Origin of the sequence: Nostoc sp., assembly GCF_036917515.1 — a bacterium.
Classification (GTDB): Bacteria; Cyanobacteriota; Cyanobacteriia; order Cyanobacteriales; family Nostocaceae; genus Nostoc.
In genome coordinates this window covers 1-23,869 of the sequence record NZ_JBALDE010000175.1, presented here as the reverse complement: position 1 = coordinate 23,869, position 23,869 = coordinate 1, and the positions used below count along the sequence as shown (strand labels likewise).

Below are 23,869 nucleotides of genomic sequence, written 5' to 3'. Positions count from 1 at the left end.
TCCTAATTAGAAAGTAACCCTTTAATTACTTTGCCTAAATTATCAACTCCTTTCTCTATGTCAATTAAGTCAATGTATTGTAATGTACCAGATTTCGCTAGCTTTTTGGCTCGTTCATCAGTAGCCTTTCCATGCAAAGCATCTACAAGTATATCTGCGGTTCTACCACTACCAGCAATCACAAGAACTACCCTGCCGCTATTAACGCTAGAAAAAGCATCCTTAAAGGTAATTTCACCACCGTTCAACAGTACTGTTATCGAAGGTGCATCATTAGCCAACATAGTGGCAACACAAGATATCCAAGGAGACTCGTCGCCCCAATTCTTCCCAGGAACTAGTACAAAATGAGTATGATTTGGCTCTAACGATGTTAAATCAGTAGCAGTTTCCGACGAATGATTAGGTAAAGCCACTTTACCTTCAGGTGTCACACCAATTAAAGCAAACTTAGCACCTATTTGGGTACGAGCTGTACCCATCATTCGCATAATTCCTGCATCCGTACCCCCATCCACAACATAAGCCCCCAAAGTTTCGGCGATGGGGGCTAAAACTTCCACAAACAACCGTTGAATACGGAGAAAGTCAGCTTCACTGATGTTACTTGCACCCCCCACTACTACTAAAACAGGACGCGAACCGCACAGCCCTATTGTCTCAAGAGCATAAGGCAATTCTTTTGGCTGCTCAACTTGAGTAGCTAATGCTATTTGTCCATTATTAAAAGTAAGTTTTAAACAACTTTTCATTTTTTCAAAATACTGACTGCTTAGGTTTTCTGACGTAAAGTTTCGCAGTCATGTTTTGCAAGGCGTTGTATTCCGTTATTACCTTGACGAGAAGGATTTCTATAATACTTTTGTATGGTTTTATCATTAGATTAATGTTTCACTATATTTTGCTTAAATGTAAATAGCGATATTTACGGCAGACTAACCCTACGCTTTAGCTTTTTACCATTATTTTTCTGAAAAATTATTAATCCATAAAATAATAGCTTCTTGTTTGTTGATATCTTAAATGAGGATTTTACAGTTTATTTATGGACATACCAATCTTTCAGTTAATCTCAATGATGAAACTTTAACTATAAGTTCCTGCTCTCTCACTTTTTACTGTCACAGGTTTTGACTCTATATCCTCTATCTTATTAAACTCTCCAGCCTGCCAGCTATCTGTTATATCCTTGATGAAACTAGCTATAGGAATCGCAATTAATAAACCCAGTACTCCTCCCAACTTTGCACCCAGTAATAAAGAAATCACCACCCACACAGGATTTAAGCCAGTCAAATTACCAAGAATTCGAGGTGCAATAATATTAGAATTAACTTGGTCGATCGCAACAGCTACACCTAAAACTTCCACTCCTAACCAAAAATTTTGCAGCGCTACCAGCAAGCTTACTATGGCAATACCGACTCCCGTACCAAAAGGGAAAAGTGAAAATAAGCCAATACCAATGCCAAAAAGTAAAGCTAGGGGAACTTGCAGGGCTAAAAACACTAGTGTAATTGTTACGCCTAACACCGCTCCCAATGTTGCTTGACCGATAAAGTAATTGTGGAAATCTTCTTGCAGTAATTCCCGTACTCTTGACCCAATAATAGGGGGAAACCACTGAAAAATTCCGTCCCAAAGACGTTCACCATTCAATATTAGGTAGATAGTCAACACTACTGCCAGCAGCACATTGAGGACACTACCAATGGTATCAACAGCAAAACTAAGAATTCTACCAGTGAAGGACTGAAGTTGGTTAGATAATTGTTCCAGAACTTGGGTAAATAAACCACTTAAATTAATCGGAAGTTGCTGTTGACTTAATGCCCAATCTTGAAAAGCTTGCAGCTGCTGAGTACCAGAATCAATCCAACTGGGCAAAATATTAGCCAGTTCAACAAGCTGTTGAATAATCAGCGGAACCAAGGTGATGCCTAAAGCTACTAAAATCACCACAGTCAAAAGTAACACCCCCCCGATCGCTAAGTTGCGTTTCACTCCTTGTTCTTGGAGAAACTGGATTGGATAGTTCAAGACAAAAGCTAGCAGGATGGCGGCAGCAATAACGCTAACTAAGGGTTGAAAATACTGTATAACCTGGAGCAATAGCCAGCCGTTGAGAATGGCAATGGGAAAGGCCAATCCTATAGTTAACCATCGCGGCAGTTTTGCTGATTGCATTAGTGATGACCTCATAAGAGTTCGTTCTAACTTTATTTTGGCTTTCTAGGGATGTGAAGAATAGGGAATAAGGGGGGATAAGATTATAACTATGCTTAATACCCAAATTATGTTGGATTTTTCTCAATAAAATCCAACATAATTTTCTGATGCATTGCCCCTAAAGGTCGCACTTCACCAGCATTTTGTGAATAACAGTTACCTTGGCGAATCTCTTTTAGCGTAAATAACGCCATATCCCAGCCCTCATTCAGAACCAGTTGATTTAATTCCACCAAAAGTGGTGCATGAAAGACATGACGGACAACTCTTTCGTTGAAATAACAGCCAAATTCAACAAAGGGTGGTGAATTGTAGCCGATTTCTTCTAAAATTTCTCGTTTTACCGCGACATCTGGCGTTTCACCAGGTTCGATGTGACCGCCGAACAGCGCCCAATAACCAGGGTAGAGAATACCAGGGATGTTGTCACGCAGTTGCATGAGAAACTTGTTTTTCTGGTAGAGAATTGCGATCGCAACGTGCACCTGTTGATTGTTCATATCTTCATTTTTAATTGTTGATTATTCTTCTTCTAAATAAATTTCCCCCAATTCTTTGCCAGCTAAAGGAATACTTTGGTAACGAACTTTACCCTTAATTACAACTTGTGAACCTTCACTCAGATTCTTTTGATTGGTGACAACCCAAATTTTGCCAGTTGAGTCCTTAATTTTATAAGCCCACTGTTTTATCAGGGGAGCTTGCTTTTCTACTTGACCTTGGATGTAAACTATAGCCTGATTGTCTTGTTTTGATTTAATCTCTCCAATTGGAGTTACATTTGTACCAATTTTTAAGCCAGCCCCACGCAAAGCAGGCGATGTCAAGTTACCACAACTACAAAGTCCTGTGATCAGGAATAAAGTCAACCCCAAGCGGTAAGGAACAATACTGTGCCCGTACAGAAATGAAAAGGATAAATTTCTCATTTGTTGCATAAAAGCCACCGATTTATTTATTTGGGCATGGGGCACTGGGGAGCCAGTGCGTTGGGCGGGCAATGAATGCCCGACTTGTTCGCGCAGCGTCTCCCCTTGGGAGAAGCAACTGGCGTCATTGAGCATTGAGAAGAGACAAGGTAGACAAGGAAGAGAGGGGAGATAAAAGAGAGACTTGTTCAATTAATTCCCCCCTTGTCTTTTCATTTCTTCCACTCCCACTCTCCCAATTCTTTATTCTTCAGATGATGTCGTTGATCTGAGAAAATAAACATTATGGATTTACTGTGAGACAAACGCTACGACATCAAACAGCAACATAATAATAGTCGAAAGTCAAGACTCAAGAATCAATATTTTCATTTTGGACTTTGGACAATAAGCGAACATAGTTGGAAATTTTCATGGAAACAAAAACTGCCAAACTCCTTGATGGGAAAGCAATAGCAGCAAAAATTCAGCAAGAACTTTCTGTTGCGATTACACAATTACAAACAAAAATTGGACGACCTCCTGGTTTAGCAGTGTTGATGGTTGGTGATAACCCAGCATCAGCCGCTTATGTACGCAATAAAGAAAAAGCCTGCGCTAAAGTTGGGATCGCTTCTTTTGGTAAGCATTTTCCTGCCCAAACTACCCTTGGAGAGTTAGAAGAAGTAATTGCTGCACTCAATCACGATGAAAGAGTTGATGGCATTCTTGTGCAGTTGCCCTTACCTAACCACCTGGATGCTGTAACTCTGCTACATCAAATTGATCCCGATAAAGATGCTGATGGACTGCACCCAGTTAACTTGGGGCGACTAGTACGGGGAGAAAGCGGTTTACGTAGCTGTACCCCAGCTGGTGTGATGCGGCTTTTACAAAAATATGAGATTCCTTTGCAGGGAAAACAAGCGGTAGTCGTAGGGCGTAGTATTTTGGTGGGTAAACCGATGGCGCTGATGCTCTTAGAAGCTGATGCCACAGTCACGATCGCTCACTCGCGATCGCATGACCTCAAACCCATCACCCAAAATGCTGATATTCTAATTGCAGCAGTAGGTCGTCCCGGACTGATCTCTGCTGATATGGTGAAACCAGGCGCTGTTGTGGTAGATGTGGGGATGAATCGCGTTACCGATGCTAATGGCAAAAGTCGCCTCATTGGCGATGTCCATTTTGAATCAACCGCTAATGTAGCAGGATTTATCACCCCAGTTCCTGGTGGTGTTGGCCCGATGACTGTTGCCATATTGTTGGAAAATACATTTGCTAGCTATTCCAGAGCGGCAAAAGAAGAAAAAGAGTGAAGAGTTAAAAGTTATTCTTAATAACTCTTAACTCCTAAATCTTCACTCCTAACTTTTCATTTTTTTCAGCACCACAGCACCTTAAAATTGTGATGTATCAGACAAAAATCCCAAAATCTCAGGAATTAAAGAATGGTAGCAACTGATAACGTCCAAAAGACACCGCCAGAGGAAGCCACATTTAACTTAGCAGCCTATCTAAAAGAGCGACAAAAGCTTTGTGATAATGCTTTGGATCGGGCTATCCCGATCGTTTATCCAGAAAAGATTTATGAGGCGATGCGCTACTCGTTATTAGCTGGAGGTAAGCGTTTACGTCCCATTCTTTGCCTTGCTACCTGTGAAATGATGGGTGGAACCATTGAGATGGCCATGCCAACGGCTTGTGCTGTGGAGATGATCCACACAATGTCGTTGATTCATGACGACCTCCCAGCGATGGATAATGACGATTACCGTCGTGGAAAGTTGACGAATCATAAAGTCTATGGCGAAGATGTCGCGATTTTAGCTGGGGATGGCTTGTTGGCTCTCGCTTTTGAGTCTGTTGCTATTCAAACTCCTCAAAGCGTTAAAAGAGAGGTAGTCTTGCAGGTCATTGCCCGTCTTGGTCGAGCATTGGGGGCAGGTGGTTTGGTCGGCGGTCAAGTTGTCGATTTAGAGTCGGAAGGTAAATCTGATATTTCCCTAGAAACCCTAAATTTCATTCATAAACACAAAACAGCCGCCCTTTTGGAAGCTTGTGTAGTTTGTGGCGGGCTGATAACTAATGCATCACCTGAAGATGGGCAGCGACTAACCCGTTATGCCCAAAATATTGGGCTAGCATTCCAAATCATTGATGATATTTTGGATATCACTTCTACTCAAGAGCAATTAGGTAAAACAGCTGGCAAAGACCAAAAAGCCCAGAAAGTAACCTATCCTAGCCTTTGGGGACTTGAGGAATCGCGCTCAAAAGCTCAAGAGCTTGTTCAAGCAGCTTGTGTGGAATTAGAACCATTTGGAGACAGAGCCAAACCACTCCAAGCGATCGCTCATTTTATTACCAGCCGTAATAACTAGTAACGCTTTGGGTAATTCGTAATCCGTAATTCCTAATTCCTATACCGCAAGCGTTTCATTGATTGGAAATGGGTGGTTTATTTACACCATACTGTACTACTACTGCCCAGCGAAATTAAAAATTCACTGATTCAAAATTACAAAAGCTTATCAAGTAAGCTTTTAGATTATTTTGAATCGTTAGTCTTTTTCCAACGTGATAAATTAATTTGGGAATTTTGGGTTGAATCTAAATGTTTCCTCAACCAACAACTGCTGCTAATATTTAATAACCTAACCAAAATACCATGCAGGACATAGGCAACATTTTAGACAACCGGGTGCTGCTGGTTGCTCTGGTAGCTTGTTTAATTGCTCAAGCATTAAAGCTCGTAGTTGAGATTGTCAAAAATCGCAAACTAAATGTGCGTGTTTTGGTGACAACCGGAGGTATGCCCAGTGCCCATTCAGCTCTGGTTACGGCTCTAGCCGCGGGTGTAGGGCAAACACTGGGTTGGGCATCTCCTGATTTTGCCGTTGCGATCGTTTTTGCCATCATTGTTATGTATGATGCAGCTGGAGTTCGTCAAGCAGCTGGTAAGCAAGCGCGTATTCTCAATCAAATGATTGATGAATTATTTCATGAAAAACCAGATTTTAGCCAAGACCGTTTGAAAGAATTACTCGGACATACACCAGTTCAGGTAATCGCTGGGTCGGCTTTGGGTATAACCATCTATTGGTTAGCTAGGTCTGCTTATTGAACTAGGGCAATAAATCTTTGTTGTAAGGCTATTGATAATTAGTAACTGGTAATTTGTCAATCAAATTTGGATTTTGGATTTTAGATTTACCCAGTGAATAAATTCAAAGAATTAAGGATAAAAGGATTTGTTCCAAATAACTTGTTTCTTACAGAGCGAATATAAATATATATATATTCGCTTAAAACCTTTTTAAATTTTGAATTTAAAATCCAAAATTTAAAATCTAAAATTCGGTCAATTGACAAATTACCAATCTGTTAGCTCGCATCAGGATGCCAGTGAACTTAATATCACTAAAACCGCACAGTCGAGCGCAGCAGAATCACCTTACGACTATCTACTAGGCTGGCAACGAAACCACCATTGTTTAGCTTTTGCAATGTATTATACGCTTCACTTTGGTTAGTGGTATAAACTGCTAGCAAGTAAGGGCGTTGTCCATAAGAAACAAAACCGACGTTACCTCCGACCACTTGCTGCACACTATTTACTAGTTCTGGACGGTTGTAATAATCTACCAGTACTGCATAACCTTCTCCTAATGCTTGAGGATTATAGCTGACTGTCTGCTGAGGTGGTTTTGGCTGTAACTGTGGCTGCACATCTGCCGTTGTTGGTCGAGTGGTAATTATGGCAGACAAGCCAACAATATTGCTGACATATCTTGCCCAACGATTGGCATCGTCAATTTTGTTAAAGCCCCCGACTCGTGTCACGGTTTCGTTGAGATATTTGCAGGTGATAGTTTTAAGTTCAGGTGGTAAGGCGCTACGTAACTGCTTTTGATTATTTGCTGTGGGACTGACTACTAATAAAAGATACTCACCCGCATTTGGTGGTTGACAAGAGGGAATGGTTTTTTGAGCAAGTACAAAACTCATGCCACCAATCAACCCTGCGTAAGCAAAGCTCATCGTAGACATTGCTAATCCTAAAACACTTGGTAAAGTCTGAAATCTATGCACAAAAGTTAGATTATGTAAATTAAGGTGTCTTAGAAGATTTTATAAAAAAATATTTTGTTTCACCAAAATAATATAGCACTTGTCTCTACGTAGTAATTGATTGACCATTGACATCTTCGAGTCGAGTCAAATCTCTCTAGAGGTTATCCGGAAAAAAAATTCTAAGCGTCAAGACCCCCAATGGAAGAAATATATCAAGCAATGTACTTGAGATTACATTGAAACCGTTTTTAGTAGTATTACCTCTGTTTTCCCGAAATCAATACATGCAGTCATCTCCGAGGGGTTTTTACTGAATTTACAAGCATTTATTTTTGCTTTTACACTCAAGCAAGCTTTCAAAGGGTGAGTAATTTTAAGAACTTAAAATAATTTAAGTAACTGAATATTCAATCAAGCTGAAAGCGCAGTGGCACGTAGCGCCACGCCACTTTGTTGTGTGGGATCGCTCCATTGTGATGTGTCTGAACTTAATAACCCGCAACTTGGGTTACTACTCCCAAGGCAGATACAGCGAAGCCAAACCCTTGTGTGTACAAGCATTAGACATTTGTGAGCGACAATTAGGGGTAAATCATCCGAATACCGTTACTGTGCGTGAAGGTTTAGCATATCTACACAATCGCTTCTCCTCAAATCAAGAATAGGCAAGTTTTGTGCAAAAGCGTATCAAGTTAAAAGTTAGATTTGCGATCGCCTAGACTAAAATTCATATTGAACTAAGTAAAAATGCCTGATTATTTACTCAAAATGCCATTTGACTTACTCAAAATAAGCTTTTGCTTTCTCAAAAGCAGCTTTTACTTTCTCATTTTGGTGTTTTCCGCAAGCAAAAGCAGCTTTTACTTTCTCAAACCCCAGTTTGCTTTCTCATTTTAGTGTTTTCCGCAAGCAAAATCAGCTTTTACTTTCTCAAACCCCAGTTTGCTTTCTCATTTTGGTGTTTTCCGCAAGCAAAAGCAGCTTTTACTTTCTCAAACCCCAGTTTGCTTTCTCATTTAAGTAATTCACGCACTCATTTTGGTATATTATTGAGCCGAAATAAAAGCGTAGGCGTAGCCCGTCGTAGACATCGCTTAAAAAAGAATTTATTCCAAGCGATCCATGAAAATTTAAAATCATATAATGCATCCATTCACTTCCTTGGGTCAAGGTGGTGAAGTTTCAGCCGGAATTGTCGGGATATTCTTTGGAGAAGAGCGATGAAGGTGCGTATTGTTTCTATGCTATTATTTTCTCATTAAAAAATAAAAACTGGGATGCACTCAAACTCATTACAATACATCAAGATGGAATCTACTTTTTACTTATATGGGCAATCGCCTCACCCGGAAAGTTTCATTACTTACAGAAACAATTGCTCCTACCTCTAAATCTTCTTGACATTCACTCAAAACATTTGTCAAACGTTTATTAATTGCATCGTAGTTGTCATTTCCTAACCTAAACAAAATAACACTGGGTAAACTATCTCCACTTACAGCTAAAAGTTGAGCAAAATCTAAATCTATAGTTAATAAAATTTTTCCTTCTGTACGGGCTTTAATTAAAATTTTATTATCTGGTAGTCTTCGCAAACCTTCATCGCGTAAATGCACGACATCATAACCATCGCTACGCAACCAAGATACAGTACGTAGTGAAATTCCCATATCTACCAAAAACTTCATTTTACTGGTTAAGCAATTTTGAATGGATAAACCCGTTCTTGAGTCAACCATGCTGCATAAAGTAGAGATTGACGAATATCCTCTGCTTCTAAATCAGGATATTCTTCTAAAATTTCTTCTATAGGTTTTCCATTAGCTACCAAATTGACTAATAAAGAAACCGGAATTCGTATTCCGCGAATGCAAGCTTGGCCACCCATAATGCTAAGGTCAAATGTAATTCTGTCTAGACCTAACATAAAATTATCTCTCCAAAATCTCTCTCAAAAACTAACTTCAATCCACAGCAAAGGCTACCCTAGAAATCAGTATTACTCAAACCTTGAAGTTTCAACTATGATAGCCTCACCCCAACAAAACTACGTCACTGCTGAAGAGTACCTGCAAATGGAGGAACAGAGCAATATAAAGCATGAATACATCGATGGCTACATCTACGCAATGGCTGGAGCGCTAGATCCACACGTTACCATTGCTGGAAACCTGTTCGCTCTCCTCCGTAATCATCTGCGCGGCTCTGGTTGTCGTGTTTACATTGCTGACATGAAAGCCAGAATTGAATCTCTGAATCGCTTTTATTATCCCGATGTGATGGTTACTTGTGATCGACGAGATCAAGAAACGCCAGGTTATAAAAGATTTCCCTGTTTAATTGTCGAAGTTTTATCTAATTCTACCGAAGCCTTTGACCGGGGCGACAAATTCGCCGATTATCAAACCCTGGAAAGTCTGCAAGAATATGTTTTAATTAATACAAAACGTCAACGAGTTGAGTGTTTTCGACGCAATGAGCAAGGGTTGTGGGTTTTACAATCCTACACAGCAGAACATCAATCATTTCGACTCAACAGCGTCGATTTTGAGGAAACAATGGTAGCACTTTACGAAGATGTAGTTTTTGAATAATCAATTATCATGGGGCATTCGCCACGATATTTAGTAAACTATATAACTGATAAGCCTTGAAGGCTTCCTTACCAGGCGGAAGCGTTGATGAAAGCAGGCACAACTGATTAAATAAAAAGTTATGGCGCTCATAGTTCAGAAATACGGTGGTACATCTGTCGGTTCAGTGGAACGTATTCAAGCTGTTGCACAGCGTGTTTATAAAACTGTTAAAGCTGGAAACTCTATTGTCGTAGTGGTTTCGGCAATGGGCAAAACCACCGATGGACTCGTCAAACTAGCTACTGAAATTTCGCCAAATCCTAACCGCCGGGAAATGGATATGCTGCTTTCTACTGGCGAACAAGTAACTATTGCCTTACTCAGTATGGCTTTGCAGGAACTCGGACAACCTGCAATTTCGATGACTGGCGCTCAGGTAGGAATTGTTACTGAAGCTGAACACAGCCGCGCTCGGATTTTGCATATTGAAACTACTCGCCTAACTCGCCACATAAATACAGGTAAAGTAGTTGTAGTAGCTGGCTTCCAAGGTATATCCAGCGTCGGAGAGATGGAAATTACGACTTTGGGGCGTGGTGGTTCCGACACCTCAGCAGTGGCGATCGCAGCCGCATTAAAAGCGAATTTTTGCGAAATTTATACAGACGTTCCAGGGATTCTGACTACAGACCCCCGCTTAGTTGCCGAAGCCCAGTTGATGGATGCGATCAATTGTGATGAAATGTTGGAATTAGCTAGCTTGGGTGCAAAAGTGCTGCATCCCCGTGCTGTAGAAATTGCCCGTAACTACGGTGTTCCACTTGTAGTTAGGTCTAGCTGGACGGATCAACCAGGAACTTGGGTAACATCAGTCAAACCCCAAGGGCGATCGCTGATTAATTTAGAAATTGCCCGTCCTGTAGATCATGTAGAATTTGACACTAACCAAGCAAAGGTCGCTTTGTTGCGTGTGCCCGACAAACCAGGTGTTGCAGCCAGGTTATTTGGAGAAATTTCTCGGCAAAAACTAGATGTAGATTTGATTATTCAATCAGTTCATGAAGGTAACAGTAATGACATTGCCTTTACGGTGACAACACCAATATTAAAACGGGCAGAAGCAGTAGCAACAGCGATCGCCCCAGCACTGAGAAGTCAATCTAACCCCAAATTTGATGAAGCCGAGGTAATGGTAGAACGTAACATTGCCAAAGTCAGCATTGCAGGCGCAGGAATGATTGGCCGTCCTGGTGTAGCTGCAAAGATGTTTGCCACATTAGCCGAAGCTGGCGTGAATATTCAAATGATTTCTACCAGCGAAGTGAAAGTAAGTTGTGTAGTCAATGCCGCCGAATGCGATCGCGCTGTCCTGGCACTCCGCACTGCCTTTGAGATTGAAGCAGGGGAGCAGGGGAGCAGGGAAATAGGGGAGAGTCCATACCTAGATTCCCCTCTGCCTAATTGTCCTCCAGTTCGCGGCGTTGCCCTTGATTTGAACCAAGCGCGTCTTGCTATTCGCCAATTGCCAGATCGTCCGGGGATGGCGGCGAAGTTGTTTGGACTATTAGCGCGACATAATATCAGCGTTGATATGATTATCCAATCTCAGCGCTGCCGGGTGATTGATGGTGTTCCCAGACGAGATATTGCCTTTACAGTCTCGCAGATAGACGGAGAAAATGCTAAAGAAATGCTTACCCAAGTGGCGGCAGAATTAGGATGGGGTGAAGTTGTTTTAAATCCTGCGATCGCTAAGGTGAGTATTGTCGGTGCAGGTATGGTAGGACAACCAGGTGTTGCTGCTAAAATGTTTGAAGCTTTAGCCCAACAAGAAATTAATATTCAAATGATTGCCACTTCAGAAATCAAAATTAGTTGTGTTGTGGAGCAAGAGCAAGGTGTTAAAGCTTTGCAAGCCATTCATGCAGCCTTTGAACTAGCTGGTAGCGAGAAATTTGTCGTTCCAGCGTAAAACCTGAATCAATGAGCTTTCACCCTAAATCCCTCTCCCAAGCTTGGGAGAGGGACTTTGAAATATACACGCGGTAGCAGCAGCTCACGCCTTAATCTCATTTGAAATTGCTTAATAAATAAATATTTACAGCAGTTTGCAAGTAAATGAGGTACAAAATGCAAGACTCAACATTAGATAAAAATAGTTTTTACCTCCTGCCTTCTGCCTTCTCCCTATAACACCTAAGCTATAATCAAACAATTTATCAAACTATATTTATATTGATGAATAGTCATTTCCTAAATGGACATTATCAAATACTAAAAGTTCTTAAGGATGGGGAAAAAGAAAAAACCTATCTAGTTGAAGATGTTAATCTTCTTGGCAGCAAATTTATAGTAAAGCAGTTACGTTCTTCTAATAGCAATCCTCAAGCTTTAACAATTCTACGTCGCTTGTTTGCCGATAAGGCAGCAACTTTAGAAAAGCTCGGACAGGAAAACGACCAAATCCAAAAGCTTATTACTTCTTTTGAAGAAAATGAAGAATTTTATATAGTCCAAGAATTCATACCCGGTAATCCTTTAACTGACGAGATTATCCAGGGACAACCTTTGAAAGAAGATGAAGTAATTAGTCTTTTATCAGAGATATTAAAAATTTTAGTTGTTGTACACAGCTATGGCATGATTCATCGGAATATTAAACCAGCAAATATTATTCGCCGTGAATCAGATAAAAAATTAGTTTTAGTTAGTTTTGGTACTTTTAATGAAGCTATTAATAATACCGTTACTAATCTCGAATATATGCCTATAGAACAAATTAACGGCAACCTCAAATATAACAGCGATATATATGCTTTAGGTCTTGTTGCGATTGCAGTACTAAAAGGTTTACATACAAAGGAAATATCTAATTTGCGAAATCAGAAAAATCAGCTGACGGGTGAAATACTTTGGCGCGATAAAAATTTAAAAGTTAACAGAAAGTTAGTAAGAATTATTAATAAAATGGTGCGTTATGACTATCGTAAGCGCTACCAGTATGCAACCGAAGTTTTAGATGACCTGAAAAATTTAATAAATGTTGATGACAATCAACAAAAACAGCATCAGAAAAAACTATTACTAGTTCTAGCGGGGATAGCTGGCTGTATTACCCTTATTATTGCAGCTTGGCAATTGAGATCGCCAAAACTTGTAAGTGATGCCCAACAGACATTATACCAAGAGGGAGTAAATAAATATGAGTCAGGAAACTATGAAGGAGCAATTGCAGATTTCAATCAGATTATTGAATTAGATCCGCAAAACGCTTTGGCTTATAATCGGCGAGGTGATGCTTATTATCGATTAGGAGATTACGAGCAAGCACAAGCAGATTCTAGCCAAGCTATTTTATTCAATCCTCAAGATGCTAATGCCTATTTTGACCGAGGATTTGCTTTTTCGGAATTAGGCAAGTATAAAAATGCGATCGCAGACTATACCCAAGCAATAAAGTTAAATTCCAAAGATGCTTATGCTTACTATGGCAGGGGATTAGCTCATGCTCAATTGAAGGATAATAAAGGCGCACTTGGAGATTTTAGTAAAGCGATAGCTCTCAAACCTCAGTATACCGAAGCTTACTTGCAACGAGGTATCCTTCGCCGTCGTCTCAAACAAAGACTTGAAGCAATCCAAGATTTCAATAAAGTAATTAAGATTAATCCTAGCGATGCTAAAGCTTATTATCAAAGGGGTTTAACTCAATCTATTAATAAACAAAAAGATGAAGCACTGAAAGATTACACAGATGCAATCAATATCAATCCCAAATACATAGAAGCTTATCTAAATCGTGGTGATATTTACAGCGATTTGGGAAATCAAGTAGAAGCTACTGAAGATTACAACACTATTTTACAGATAGATCCTAAATTTATTGCAGCTTATATTCACAGAGGTATTCACCGCTTTTCTTTTGGAGATTATAAAGGCGCTATTGAAGATTATACCGCAGCGCTGAAACTAGATACAAATAATATAGCAGCTTACAACAACCGTGGTAATGCTTATCTTGAACTGGGAAATAAAAAAGCTGCAAATCAAGATTATTCACGCGCAATCGCAATTAATCCTAACAATGCCTTAGCCTACTATAACCGGGGTATGATTCGTACCAAGCAGAAAAATAAACCGGGTGCGATCACAGATTTCAAAAAAGCCGCAAAACTATTCCAGCAGCAAGGGGAACAAGATAGTTATCAAGATGCACAGCGGGAAATTGCAATTTTACAAAATAAGTCTGCGCCAGCGAAAAATACTCGCCCGAAATCTGGGAAAATAGAAAAAAACTGAGCTACCACTTAATATAGTATTGACTATCAACTGTCAAAACTCTTTTAATTTTTAATTTTGAGAAGCGAGTGACTATGAGTCACAGTATTTTTTCACGACTCAATTATAATTGCTATATATGCTAACTCTCCTGACTTTTTATCCAGATAGTCTGGAAATATTTACCCATAAGGATGTCGATACGGTACTGAAAATAATTGATGGTTCTCATAATATTTGGTTACGCTGTATTCATTTCCGCGATCGCACTGGAATAGCTAGAATTATCAAGCACTTTGGACTTAATCCATCTCGTGTTAACATGATTTTCAACCATTCACCTGTAGGAATTGATGAAGACATAGAAGATTGTTTATTTGATAGCTATGAAATTCTAACTCCTCAAATAAAAAATAATGAGCTTGAGGTTATACGGGGTAATATTATAGTTGGAAATAATTTTATTATAACTTTTGAAATTACTGAACTAAAAATTTTCAATATTTTAACTAATCATCTGCAAAAACGAACTATAGATATTCAAAAGTTAGGAATTGACTATCTTTTTTATCTCATGTTCAAAGACATTTTGAATAATTACGAAACTGTATTTACCTATATTTCTAGAAAGCTTGATGATTTAGAAGATGAAGTTTTAGACAATTCTGGTGATGAATCAACGTACCAAAAAATTGCCACAATGAGGCAATCTACTCGTTCTGGACGCCGTAACTTTCAAAACATCAAGTTACTTCTAGCTATTATGGATAATGAAGATTTCCAATGGATCGGCCAGCCAATGAAAGAACTATTCAATCAAGAATTGATTCATCACGTTGATAAACTCTGGCAAGAATATCAAGCTTTGAGAGCCTGGATGTCAGAATTAATGGAAATTCAACGCGATAATATTGCTAGCAAAACAGGTGAAAGAATTAATCGCCTAACAATCCTCTCAACTATATTTTTACCAATCACTTTTATGTCTGGTTTCTATGGTATGAACTTCAAGTATATGCCAGAGTTAGAACAACCTTGGGCTTATCCTGCGGTGATCGGCATGATGGCATTAATTGTGATTGGCAGTATTATCTATGCTAAAAAACAACGTTGGTTGTAGTATCTATAAAGCTACGAGTAAAAAGATTACTTACTTATTAAACAACTCGTGGATTTGAGTCTTTCGGCGCAGAAAAAATCAAATCCGATTGATTGCTATATACTTTATGAAAGTAAACTGAATCAAGCCTAAATAATCGGTAAACAAAGGTGATTCAATTGATTATTCGTGCTAAGGAATACAACGAAAAAAGAGCAATCGTGACAACAGACGGAGCATTTACTTATCGAGATTTGCTTCACACTTCCAGTCAAATAGCAACAGGTCTTCTTCAAAATACAAAAGATTTACAAGAGCAGCGAGTTGCCTTTCTCATCCCACCTGGATTTGAGTATGTAGCGACTCAATGGGGAATTTGGCGGGCTGGTGGCATAGCTGTACCTCTGTGTGTTTCCCATCCCCGCCCAGAATTAGAGTATGTAATTACTAATTCTGGAGCATCGATTATTATTGCTCATCCTAATTTTGAGGATATACTGCGATCGCTTGCCCAAGAACACAATTTACGATTTATCCTCACCTCAGAAACGCTTCCACATAATATTAGTTGCCTCCCGAAGATAGATATCACTAGACGCGCCTTAATTCTCTACACTAGTGGTACAACAGGTAAACCCAAAGGTGTAGTTACAACTCACCAAAATATTCAAGCGCAAGTGACTAGCTTAACTACTGCTTGGGAATGGACATCTAGCGAACGCATTTTGCATATTCTGCCACTACATCATATTCATGGGATTATTAACGTACTGACTTGTGCTTTGTGGTCTGGAGCAGAATGCGAGATATTGAGCAAATTTGATGCCGAAACCGTTTGGAGGCGAATTTGTGACAGTGACTTAACCTTATTTATGGCAGTACCAACAATTTATGTAAAGCTAATTGCGGCTTGGGAAACTGCCTCTAAGGAACGTCAACAAATCATGTCAGAAGGCTGTGCTAAGATGCGCCTAATGGTTTCTGGCTCGGCAGCATTACCAGTTCAAGTTTTAGAAAAGTGGCAGAGCATCAGCGGCCATTTTCTGCTGGAGCGCTATGGTATGACTGAAATCGGCATGGCGCTATCGAATCCTTTACACGGTGAACGGTTATCTGGATATGTAGGAAAGCCTCTACCTGAAGTTGAAGTGAGATTAGTAGATGAAAACGGAGAGTTACTCACAACCGGAACACCAGGAGAAATCCAAGTTAAAGGCCCTGGAGTGTTTCTAGAATATTGGCAAAACCCCCAAGCAACCGCCAAAGCCTTCCAAGATGGCTGGTTCCGTACTGGAGATACCGCCGTAATAGAAAACGGTAACTACCGAATTCTGGGACGGATGAGCGTAGATATCATCAAAACCGGAGGATATAAAGTTTCAGCTTTAGAAATTGAAGAAGTACTGCGATCGCATCCAGATATTCAAGAATGTGCAGTGGTTGGGGTTGCTGATTTAGAGTGGGGTGAACGGGTTTGTGCGGCGTTAGTATTGCAAGGTTCACAACCTTTAACCTTACAAGCTTTTAGGAGTTGGGCAAAAGAGCGATTGGCGGTTTATAAAGTGCCAACCCAAATTTTGATCGTTGAAGAATTACCGCGCAACGCGATGGGGAAAGTGATTAAGCCGAGGGTGATTGAGCTATTTCGAGCATAGTGATCGCTAACACCCAATTAGACGTGGAGTTTTAAAGCTTGTAAGTCTTTAAAATTAAGTGAATCCCAAGTAGCTAAGATTGTTCCAGAATGTAATATTGTCGGTAGGTATTTAGTATCCAAGCCATCACATTGAAGGCAAAGTAATGCTTTAAAGTTGATAGTAGTGTCAGGAATTCATTCAATACGGTTTGTAGTTAGGTAGAATTTATAACTAACGTCATGTTTTATCTATCTCTACCGAATATCATTTTGCCAAAGATAGAAGCCAAAGACTTTATAGCGGCTACGTCCCTTTTAATTTCAATTTTTACTGCTTATTGGAATATTTGGCGTGGTGCAAAGTTCGTTAGTCCTCCACTAAGATGGATAACTTTTGGGCGTTTACCAAATCACACCTTACTTATCAATTTTCCGATTGCGATTATAAACATTGGTAGTCGAACTGGAGTTATTGATGCTTTTTACATTGAACTTACAAATCTTTCAACTCATAAAATTGAAAGGTTTTATGCTTGGAAGCAAAGCATCCTGTTTGGTCAAGAATTTAATTCTAATCAGGTAGAAATACCTGATATTATATCTCTTAAGCCTGGTGAAAGTGTTGTTAAATACTACGTTTTTTATCCTGATACTCTAGATTTTATGTATGAGTGTGGACTCCACAAAATTTCTTTATATGCTTATGTTAATCCTTCTCAAAAACCTGTCAAACTCTACGAGCAAAAGCTAGACATTGATAGTGTTTTAAACCCAAGCTCATTGCCGAATGAAATATCTCTGTTGTTTAGTTACAATCTTATCCCTATCAAAATTCTGAAAGTATCGAATTACGGAGTTGAACCATCGGTGACGTCTATGATACAGATAGCAAAGGGGTAGTCATGCGTGGTCAAAGACTATGTTGAGCTAGATGCTTGTTAGGCTTATAAATCTGAATAAGTGTACAAAAAATTTTCTTGCTCTCTCTGAAGGTAAAGATTATAAAAACTATTCTTTCGGAAGGAAGCTGAACAGCACTAGTTCGCCTAAAGCTTGTGTTTAGGCAGTTTTACGGGTGTTTACACCCGGCGTTCTTACTTTTTTCTTTCCTATATTTTTATCAAAACTTAGAATCTGACAAATGAGGTGAAATCAACCTATGAGTGACTTAGTTTTTCTACCCGCTCATCAACTTGCTCAGATGATTCGCGATCGCCAAGTCTCTGCTGTCGAAGTGTTCGATGCTTACCTGGCGCAGATTTATAAACATAACTCAAAGCTGAATGCGATTTGCACGTTAGACGAAGACAATGCTCGTACCAGAGCAAAGCTTGCAGATGAAGCCCTAGCTAGAGGAGAACACTGGGGCGCTCTGCACGGTGTTCCGATCACGATCAAAGACATTTTTGAAACAGTAGGACTTCGTACTACAGCGGGTTACATTCCTCTTAAGGACTACATTCCTCAACAGGATGCCACCGTTGTTGCCAGGCTGCGGACAGCAGGAGCCGTTATCCTGGGAAAAACCAACATGGCAGAACTGGCTAGTGATTTTCAAAGTACAAATTCTCTGTTTCCACGGGTAAATAATCCCTGGAATCTTGACTATACAGCAGGTGGCAGTTCTGGAGGTAGTGCTGCTGCTGTTGCAGCCGGACTTTCACCATTAGATATAGGTAACGATATTGCAGGTTCAGTGCGTCAGCCTGCAACTTTCTGCGGTGTGTATGGCTTAAAGCCAACAGATCGCCGTATTTCCACCGCTGGAAGTATCCCTGAAGTACCAGGAATGCCGCTATGCTTGCGACAAATGTTGACTATTGGCTGTTTTGCGCGATCGCTCGAAGATATTCGCCTTTGTTTTTCACTGATCGCTGGTGCGGATCTGCGTCGCCCAGATGTGCCACCGATTCCCCTTGATACTCCATCAGGCAAGTCTTTGCAGGATCTTAAAATTGCTTGGATTGATCAATGGATAGAAGTTCCTGTTGCTGCGGAAATTCGAGGTGCAGTACAGACAGTAGTGCAAAAACTTGCTCAAGCAGGTACTCATGTTGAACGTTGGCTTCCCAAAGATTTTGATTTATCGACAGTGTGGAACCTCTGCGGGCGGATGGAAGCATACATCAACAACTACGCCCAACCCAAGGATCGCTATAATGTGCTACGCAGCTTAGAGTTACTTTTTCGTACGGCAACTCAAGGCGACAAAAAATTGCGAAAATTGGGGAATTTCAGCAGCTTTCTGCCAGAACTTTTGAATCCTAGCTTAAGAGGATATTTCGAGACACTCACCGAGCGCGATCGCTTCATTGCCCAAATCGATGAAGCTTTAGAAGCGTGGGATGTATGGCTCACTCCTGTGACAGCAACTCCTGCATTTACCCATTGTCCGGCTTGGAGCGCCATTGATATAGACGGCAAATCCTATCCTCATGCGGTGGCAAACGGATCTTACACTATGCCATTTAATCTCAGTGGTCATCCGGCGGTGGTGATTCCTATCGGGCAAACTCACAATGGCTTACCGATTGGAATCCAAATTATTGGCAAGCGATGGCGCGAGATAGAGTTGCTAGCGATCGCTCAAGAACTTGACAAAGCGGTTGGTGATTTCCGCCATCCATTAGGCTATTTTTAACCGGATACAATATCACGGTAAGTTGAAAAACTCAAACAACCCAGTTGCCGAAATAACAAATGAGTTCCCCGAAATAACAAATGCGTTGACGTAGCCCGCCGCAGGCATCGCCCCGATCTAACTTCTCACCCCTTCAGTATTTTTGGTGGACACCAAAAGAGGTTTTTACTGGACACACCAAGGGATTCTAGAATTCCTCGCATCACCTCTGTGCAGTACATCCAGTGGCCTAAATCGTCATACATGTGATCGGGATTAAACTCGACATTGTAATGCAGCACATTTGGAAGGTCTAAAAACTCATCGTCGCTTTGGGGAGAAAGAAGCAAGAGATGAAATGGCTTCCCCTGGCATTGTTTTTCCAGCTTGTTGACTAAATCTAACACACCACCGCGATCGCCACTTGTACGCAGATGAACACATTTGCTAATATCCCACAATCCTAACTCTGGAGTAGAACCGACGAGACCAATGGATTCGCCCGTTTGAGTCTATGCACTGACCTGAAATCGATACATAGAGTTTATCCTGATTTAGTGAGGACAATACCAAACGGTCAGCTGAATCCTTAAACCTGCTTTGAAAATATCACATAGAACTCTTAAGAATCCGGTATTAATCTTTTTAAGTATACCAAAGCTCTGATTGACATCACCCAAAGGTACAGCAGGCAAGCTTTTCAAAAATTAAATCGGATTTTTATAGAAGGATTTTATACTGATTAAATAGAATTTATTGTATTAAAAGGTATTAAAAGTCTTTGGACAATTAAGAACAAATCAAAAAAAGGATAAGATTAAGTTAAATTTGTCCTAAACTTATCCATTTCATTCTCCTTACAGATCTACGTTGTGGCGGGGCAATCTTGCTCAAGGCTTAAGCTATCGTACTCTTGCTGGCGGTGCGTGTATAGTTCTGATTGTTTGATAGCCACTCGTAAAATGGCAGATGACCATCGAAGACATGCTTGAATGTGCTCTCGGCGGTGGGTCGTCGCCAGTCCCGTTGCAGCATAGCGGCAATCACTGTCCAGTTACAAACGATCGCGCCTGCTTGTTGCAGCTGCATACAGGAGTTGAGGTAGCATTGTTCGGTCATAGTTACTCTCTTGAAGTTATTTATACTGATTCAATCAACTGGCAGTTGGTGGGAACCATCGACCGAGCCATTGTGTCAGTGCTGGTAAAGCATTCTGGTTGCCAACAAAGCCGAGATACGAGTCGGGTCTCACAAGTAAAAGGCTCTGACTACTGCCAAAGGCGCTGTCAAATTGCATCTTTGCTTCCGGTTGGGTAGAGGCAGGCGCGATACGTTGCAGTTTCAGAAACCCATGCCAAGGTTCGAGCTGCTCTTTCCAGGTAGCAGGGAGGTCGGTTGTACTTTTACTCCCTGCTACCAGCAGAGTAAAGCACGATGGATCGAGGATTTCATAAAGGTGCATTTTGCGAGGCTGGGTATCACTCAACGAATCCAGATTCCACGTCAGTACATCAATGTCTGGGAGCCGATCGCCCGCCTGGAGGTTGCCATGAACATGATAGGTTTGGGAAAGTGAGCTTTTGCGATAATTTGCAGCGACCTCGCTGAGCATTCCAGTGCTCAATTGCTGCACTAAATGAGTGTTGAGGAAAACTGGTGTGAGGAGCGTGATCAGTTGATGCACGATCATGCTGCTAGAGTTGAGCGCATCTGTAGCGGCTTCTGTCCTCGACACAATATCACGGATGATCGGCAGTCTCTCTTCCTCGTAAGTGTTCAGCAGCTCTCTTGCCGCTTTGCCGTGCCAAACCATAGCTAGCTTCCAACTCAGGTCGATCATGTCCTGAATGCCTGTGTTCATCCCCTGTCCACCTGCCGGGCTATGAATGTGAGCCGCATCGCCGCCAAAGAAGATGCGGCGCTCCCGTAGTGTATGCAGCATCCGGCTGTTAATCCGAAACCGAGAACTCCAGGTCAGATCTCGCAGTCGCGCAGGAATGTGCGAGTTCTCGTCATAGAGCTTTTGCAGGTTTTCTAAAGTCGGCTCGTCGTTCGCGTACTGATCCGGATCGGTAGCCATAAACCGGAAGTGGCGATTGCCCATTGGAAAAACAGCCATGAAGCCATGTGCACAGGTGAATATCGAGAGTTCATCGTCAGGAAGATCGCCGTCGAGATATAAGTCTGCCAGGGCATAATTCTGGTCGATGGATTTACCCTGAAATTGCAAATTTAGGGTACGGCGAACCAGACTGTGTGAACCTTCGGCGCTAATTAGATAAGCCGCTTCCAGTTCCTCAAGTTCCCCTTCGCGGTTACGGAGTACAGCCTTCACACCACCCTGTCCAGGCTGAGCGGACGACTCTGATTGAGCAAACGCGATCATCTCTGTACCGCGCTCGATCTCAACATCCTGGCGAATTAGTTGCTCCCGCAGAATGCGTTCTGTTTCCGACTGAGGAATGAGTATGATGAAGTTGTAACGGCTTTTAATCTGTTCAAGGTGTACTTTACCCAAGCACTTGCCATCTCCATAGATGGTAGCTGCGGTGCCTTTGTTGCCAATTCGGAGCATCTCTTGGATCAGCCCGCGCTGCTCGAAGAGTTCCAATGTGCGACTCTGCACAGCAAGAGCGCGAGATGTAGTGGAAGGTGACAGCAGCTTATCTACAATGCGGACAGGAACGCCGAGGCGAGAGAGTTCCATCGCTGCTGTCATTCCCGTTGGTCCCGCGCCGACAATCAGCACTGGACGAGGACTACTTGTTGTGCGTTTGTCTTGCTCGTTCATAAAGAGTTCTGTTATTGATAGCTAGTACTGCAAATGAGCGATCGCTTTTGAAGCCAAGCTTCGGCTGATTCGGTGTTAGCTATAGCAGGAGGCAGCTATGCTGGAGGCAGGAGGTAGAACTGTTACTATTCCTAGCATTCACGCTTGTCATTATGTCTTAACCTTTATGACTAAGGCTATAACTTAGCTTTCGTAAGCTTGCAAGAAGTTGGTTTTTGCCGCCGGATACTTTTGAATGACTTGCTCCATCACTTATAATGGTTGTTCTTTAGTGGGAGAAGGTATCGAAGCAGGAGGTAATGTGCGGGCCTTTGCCGGTTCAGTTGTCTCTATAATCATGTACTCAAACCCTGCGGGCACATAGGTGTTTATGAATCGTACTATTTCCGAATCGACTTGAAACGCATGTTTGGTGCACCGTGGAATGGACACGAATCGCAATTTGCAATGACGCTCCTGCGTCGCTAACGCAATTCGCAATTAAAAAACCGGCATTGCAGGAAGAGTTTTGTGCTTTGTATCTGTTGCCTTCTTTTAGAGAATTGGTATTAAAGTGTGTCAAAGATGATCCAATCTTGAACACCTTGCGTCTTCAGAACTGTTTCTGCCTGGTGAATTTCATCGTTAGTTCCCTTAATCACGATCAGATATTCTCCTTGCGCTAACCGCTCCCGGTAGCGCTTTATTTGTTTGTCTGAGATGTTTGTTCCGATCGCTCCTCCAAGGATTGCACCTGCCACAGCTCCATAAAAGGTTCCAGTCGCAAGTCCCACAGAAGCGGCTTCTGCGGCTAAGACAATCGAGCCAACTCCTGGAACTGCCAGGGTTACGAGTTCAGCTCCTAAAACGCCGACAATCCCGCCCCAGCTCCCAGCATCTAAAGCACCATGCTCAATTCGCTCGATCAGGCGGTGACGAGCAAATTGGGCTTCAGACTGTACCATTGGCTCCAATGGCTTCAGCGTTACCTCATTTGAGTCACCGTACTGAGCAACGACTGAGACGTTGTGCATGGGAAAATTAGCAGCTTTGAGTTGACTGAGGGCTGTCTCGATGTGTTGGCGATCGGGAAATGTCCCGGCTGCATTTTTGTGTTCTACTGCCATCTTGAATCTCCTGGTTGAAGGTTAACGCTCGCAATTAGTTGCCAAAGATCAGCTTCTTCCTATACTCTGTGATGCCATAGGTATACTCACGCTGGTCTCCCCACGGTTCGACGTGAACCATGCCAGTTGCATCCACCTCGGTGTACATCGACTGAGCCTCGATACCTTGCACGCGATCGCTCAACCAGTCCGCCACCATTGTGTACGCTTCCGGTCCTAGCTGTCCGGCACGGCTAGCGTGCATACCGTGGTCTTCGCCTTCATAGAAGATCAAAGATTTAGCACCTCTCAGGCTGTTGAGGAAGTCGAAGGTATAGTGGGAATCGCTCAACTGGTCGTCCTCACCTGCCGCAACCAGGAATGGACACTTGATCTGCAAAGCAAGCTTGGAGACGTCGAGTTTCTGGGCGATTCGGTCAAGCTCCGCTTCGTCTGTTGCGCCAGTCATGTACATATAGCGGTTCTCAGTTGGGTGCAATATAGTAACAGCAGTGGGTGAACCATCCAATAATGTCTTTTTTAGTTACCGCATTCAGAGCATTTGTA

At 41.6% G+C, this 23,869-nt stretch carries 22 protein-coding genes and 2 pseudogenes; 12 read left to right on the top strand and 12 right to left on the bottom strand.

Features of this window, described 5'->3' with window-relative positions; all coding sequences use genetic code 11:
* Positions 1 to 2: 2 nt before the first annotated feature.
* The 4 genes from V7K89_RS23350 to V7K89_RS23335 all read right to left on the bottom strand — a co-directional run bounded on the left by V7K89_RS23350 (position 3) and on the right by V7K89_RS23335 (position 3,293).
* A complete protein-coding gene (locus tag V7K89_RS23350; RefSeq protein WP_335191385.1) occupies positions 3 to 752 on the bottom strand; it encodes a hypothetical protein in 750 nt (249 codons plus the stop codon).
* Between the two features lie 334 nt (positions 753 to 1,086).
* Positions 1,087 to 2,187 carry an AI-2E family transporter gene (locus tag V7K89_RS23345; protein WP_335191383.1) on the bottom strand — a complete coding sequence of 367 codons (1,101 nt, stop codon included), beginning with the start codon at positions 2,185 to 2,187 and terminating at the stop codon, positions 1,087 to 1,089.
* A gap of 107 nt (positions 2,188 to 2,294) precedes the next feature.
* Positions 2,295 to 2,729: an NUDIX hydrolase gene (locus tag V7K89_RS23340; RefSeq protein WP_335191381.1), complete on the bottom strand. Its 435-nt coding sequence runs from the start codon at positions 2,727 to 2,729 to the stop codon at positions 2,295 to 2,297.
* Between the two features lie 21 nt (positions 2,730 to 2,750).
* Entirely contained in the window at positions 2,751 to 3,293 is a 543-nt protein-coding gene (locus tag V7K89_RS23335) for a hypothetical protein (RefSeq protein ID WP_442941745.1), read from the bottom strand.
* Positions 3,294 to 3,571: 278 nt separating this feature from the next.
* Between V7K89_RS23335 and folD the strand changes: the two genes are divergently transcribed.
* From folD to V7K89_RS23320, 3 genes are all read left to right on the top strand, one after another.
* The gene (folD, locus tag V7K89_RS23330; protein WP_335191379.1) at positions 3,572 to 4,459 is read left to right on the top strand and encodes a bifunctional methylenetetrahydrofolate dehydrogenase/methenyltetrahydrofolate cyclohydrolase FolD; all 888 of its coding nucleotides are present in this window, start codon (positions 3,572 to 3,574) and stop codon (positions 4,457 to 4,459) included.
* Between the two features lie 132 nt (positions 4,460 to 4,591).
* A complete protein-coding gene (gene crtE, locus V7K89_RS23325) occupies positions 4,592 to 5,524 on the top strand; it encodes a geranylgeranyl diphosphate synthase CrtE (protein ID WP_335191376.1) in 933 nt (310 codons plus the stop codon).
* A 287-nt stretch (positions 5,525 to 5,811) separates the two neighbouring features.
* Positions 5,812 to 6,267, top strand: coding sequence for a divergent PAP2 family protein (locus tag V7K89_RS23320; protein WP_190939008.1), 456 nt, complete (start codon positions 5,812 to 5,814; stop codon positions 6,265 to 6,267).
* Between the two features lie 296 nt (positions 6,268 to 6,563).
* On the opposite strand, the gene V7K89_RS23315 is transcribed toward V7K89_RS23320, so the two are convergent.
* Entirely contained in the window at positions 6,564 to 7,193 is a 630-nt protein-coding gene (locus V7K89_RS23315; RefSeq protein ID WP_335191374.1) for a hypothetical protein, read from the bottom strand.
* A 151-nt stretch (positions 7,194 to 7,344) separates the two neighbouring features.
* On the opposite strand from V7K89_RS23315, the pseudogene V7K89_RS36030 reads away from it, so the two are divergent.
* Both V7K89_RS36030 and V7K89_RS23310 read left to right on the top strand, forming a co-directional pair.
* Positions 7,345 to 7,584: pseudogene (locus tag V7K89_RS36030) on the top strand (IS982 family transposase); the annotation flags it as partial.
* An 88-nt stretch (positions 7,585 to 7,672) separates the two neighbouring features.
* Positions 7,673 to 7,882, top strand: coding sequence for a tetratricopeptide repeat protein (locus tag V7K89_RS23310; protein WP_442941744.1), 210 nt, complete (start codon positions 7,673 to 7,675; stop codon positions 7,880 to 7,882).
* Between the two features lie 660 nt (positions 7,883 to 8,542).
* Here the strand turns inward: V7K89_RS23310 and V7K89_RS23305 are convergent.
* A complete protein-coding gene (locus tag V7K89_RS23305; protein WP_335191372.1) occupies positions 8,543 to 8,905 on the bottom strand; it encodes a DUF5615 family PIN-like protein in 363 nt (120 codons plus the stop codon).
* Positions 8,906 to 8,913: 8 nt separating this feature from the next.
* Complete coding sequence (locus tag V7K89_RS23300) at positions 8,914 to 9,144, bottom strand: DUF433 domain-containing protein (protein WP_335191370.1); 231 nt, start codon at positions 9,142 to 9,144, stop codon at positions 8,914 to 8,916.
* A gap of 97 nt (positions 9,145 to 9,241) precedes the next feature.
* Here V7K89_RS23300 and V7K89_RS23295 point away from each other — a divergent pair, with 97 nt between their 5' ends.
* The 7 genes from V7K89_RS23295 to V7K89_RS23265 all read left to right on the top strand — a co-directional run bounded on the left by V7K89_RS23295 (position 9,242) and on the right by V7K89_RS23265 (position 19,447).
* Positions 9,242 to 9,811 carry a Uma2 family endonuclease gene (locus V7K89_RS23295; protein ID WP_335191368.1) on the top strand — a complete coding sequence of 190 codons (570 nt, stop codon included), beginning with the start codon at positions 9,242 to 9,244 and terminating at the stop codon, positions 9,809 to 9,811.
* A gap of 121 nt (positions 9,812 to 9,932) precedes the next feature.
* Positions 9,933 to 11,765 (top strand): aspartate kinase, encoded by a 1,833-nt coding sequence (locus tag V7K89_RS23290; protein ID WP_335191364.1) that lies wholly within the window; start codon positions 9,933 to 9,935, stop codon positions 11,763 to 11,765.
* 266 nt (positions 11,766 to 12,031) lie between these two features.
* Positions 12,032 to 14,092, top strand: a complete 2,061-nt coding sequence (locus V7K89_RS23285; protein WP_335191362.1) for a tetratricopeptide repeat protein — start codon at positions 12,032 to 12,034, stop codon at positions 14,090 to 14,092.
* A gap of 118 nt (positions 14,093 to 14,210) precedes the next feature.
* The gene (locus tag V7K89_RS23280) at positions 14,211 to 15,191 is read left to right on the top strand and encodes a magnesium transporter CorA family protein (protein WP_335191360.1); all 981 of its coding nucleotides are present in this window, start codon (positions 14,211 to 14,213) and stop codon (positions 15,189 to 15,191) included.
* Positions 15,192 to 15,340: 149 nt separating this feature from the next.
* Complete coding sequence (locus tag V7K89_RS23275; protein WP_335191359.1) at positions 15,341 to 16,825, top strand: acyl-CoA synthetase; 1,485 nt, start codon at positions 15,341 to 15,343, stop codon at positions 16,823 to 16,825.
* Positions 16,826 to 17,046: 221 nt separating this feature from the next.
* Positions 17,047 to 17,706: a hypothetical protein gene (locus V7K89_RS23270; RefSeq protein WP_335191357.1), complete on the top strand. Its 660-nt coding sequence runs from the start codon at positions 17,047 to 17,049 to the stop codon at positions 17,704 to 17,706.
* A gap of 259 nt (positions 17,707 to 17,965) precedes the next feature.
* Entirely contained in the window at positions 17,966 to 19,447 is a 1,482-nt protein-coding gene (locus tag V7K89_RS23265) for an amidase (RefSeq protein WP_335191355.1), read from the top strand.
* 125 nt (positions 19,448 to 19,572) lie between these two features.
* Here V7K89_RS23265 and V7K89_RS23260 read toward each other — a convergent pair.
* The 5 genes and pseudogenes from V7K89_RS23260 to V7K89_RS23240 form a co-directional block, all read right to left on the bottom strand.
* A pseudogene (locus tag V7K89_RS23260) lies at positions 19,573 to 19,926 on the bottom strand (hypothetical protein); the annotation flags it as partial.
* Positions 19,927 to 20,323: 397 nt separating this feature from the next.
* Complete coding sequence (locus V7K89_RS23255; RefSeq protein ID WP_335191353.1) at positions 20,324 to 20,545, bottom strand: hypothetical protein; 222 nt, start codon at positions 20,543 to 20,545, stop codon at positions 20,324 to 20,326.
* 34 nt (positions 20,546 to 20,579) lie between these two features.
* Positions 20,580 to 22,217, bottom strand: coding sequence for an FAD-dependent monooxygenase (locus V7K89_RS23250; RefSeq protein ID WP_335191351.1), 1,638 nt, complete (start codon positions 22,215 to 22,217; stop codon positions 20,580 to 20,582).
* Positions 22,218 to 22,765: 548 nt separating this feature from the next.
* Entirely contained in the window at positions 22,766 to 23,323 is a 558-nt protein-coding gene (locus tag V7K89_RS23245) for a hypothetical protein (protein ID WP_335191350.1), read from the bottom strand.
* A gap of 34 nt (positions 23,324 to 23,357) precedes the next feature.
* Complete coding sequence (locus V7K89_RS23240; RefSeq protein WP_335191348.1) at positions 23,358 to 23,777, bottom strand: hypothetical protein; 420 nt, start codon at positions 23,775 to 23,777, stop codon at positions 23,358 to 23,360.
* Positions 23,778 to 23,869: the final 92 nt, after the last annotated feature.

Bases quoted from the DNA above. Each gene is read 5' to 3' on its own strand.
- V7K89_RS23350 (WP_335191385.1), bottom strand. From the start codon at position 752: ATGAAAAGTTGTTTAAAACTTACTTTTAATAATGGACAAATAGCATTA.
- V7K89_RS23345 (WP_335191383.1), bottom strand. From the start codon at position 2,187: ATGCAATCAGCAAAACTGCCGCGATGGTTAACTATAGGATTGGCCTTT.
- V7K89_RS23340 (WP_335191381.1), bottom strand. From the start codon at position 2,729: ATGAACAATCAACAGGTGCACGTTGCGATCGCAATTCTCTACCAGAAA.
- V7K89_RS23335 (WP_442941745.1), bottom strand. From the start codon at position 3,293: ATGCTCAATGACGCCAGTTGCTTCTCCCAAGGGGAGACGCTGCGCGAA.
- folD (WP_335191379.1), top strand. From the start codon at position 3,572: ATGGAAACAAAAACTGCCAAACTCCTTGATGGGAAAGCAATAGCAGCA.
- crtE (WP_335191376.1), top strand. From the start codon at position 4,592: ATGGTAGCAACTGATAACGTCCAAAAGACACCGCCAGAGGAAGCCACA.
- V7K89_RS23320 (WP_190939008.1), top strand. From the start codon at position 5,812: ATGCAGGACATAGGCAACATTTTAGACAACCGGGTGCTGCTGGTTGCT.
- V7K89_RS23315 (WP_335191374.1), bottom strand. From the start codon at position 7,193: ATGTCTACGATGAGCTTTGCTTACGCAGGGTTGATTGGTGGCATGAGT.
- V7K89_RS23305 (WP_335191372.1), bottom strand. From the start codon at position 8,905: ATGAAGTTTTTGGTAGATATGGGAATTTCACTACGTACTGTATCTTGG.
- V7K89_RS23300 (WP_335191370.1), bottom strand. From the start codon at position 9,144: ATGTTAGGTCTAGACAGAATTACATTTGACCTTAGCATTATGGGTGGC.
- V7K89_RS23295 (WP_335191368.1), top strand. From the start codon at position 9,242: ATGATAGCCTCACCCCAACAAAACTACGTCACTGCTGAAGAGTACCTG.
- V7K89_RS23290 (WP_335191364.1), top strand. From the start codon at position 9,933: ATGGCGCTCATAGTTCAGAAATACGGTGGTACATCTGTCGGTTCAGTG.
- V7K89_RS23285 (WP_335191362.1), top strand. From the start codon at position 12,032: ATGAATAGTCATTTCCTAAATGGACATTATCAAATACTAAAAGTTCTT.
- V7K89_RS23280 (WP_335191360.1), top strand. From the start codon at position 14,211: ATGCTAACTCTCCTGACTTTTTATCCAGATAGTCTGGAAATATTTACC.
- V7K89_RS23270 (WP_335191357.1), top strand. From the start codon at position 17,047: ATGTTTTATCTATCTCTACCGAATATCATTTTGCCAAAGATAGAAGCC.
- V7K89_RS23265 (WP_335191355.1), top strand. From the start codon at position 17,966: ATGAGTGACTTAGTTTTTCTACCCGCTCATCAACTTGCTCAGATGATT.
- V7K89_RS23255 (WP_335191353.1), bottom strand. From the start codon at position 20,545: ATGACCGAACAATGCTACCTCAACTCCTGTATGCAGCTGCAACAAGCA.
- V7K89_RS23250 (WP_335191351.1), bottom strand. From the start codon at position 22,217: ATGAACGAGCAAGACAAACGCACAACAAGTAGTCCTCGTCCAGTGCTG.
- V7K89_RS23245 (WP_335191350.1), bottom strand. From the start codon at position 23,323: ATGGCAGTAGAACACAAAAATGCAGCCGGGACATTTCCCGATCGCCAA.
- V7K89_RS23240 (WP_335191348.1), bottom strand. From the start codon at position 23,777: ATGTACATGACTGGCGCAACAGACGAAGCGGAGCTTGACCGAATCGCC.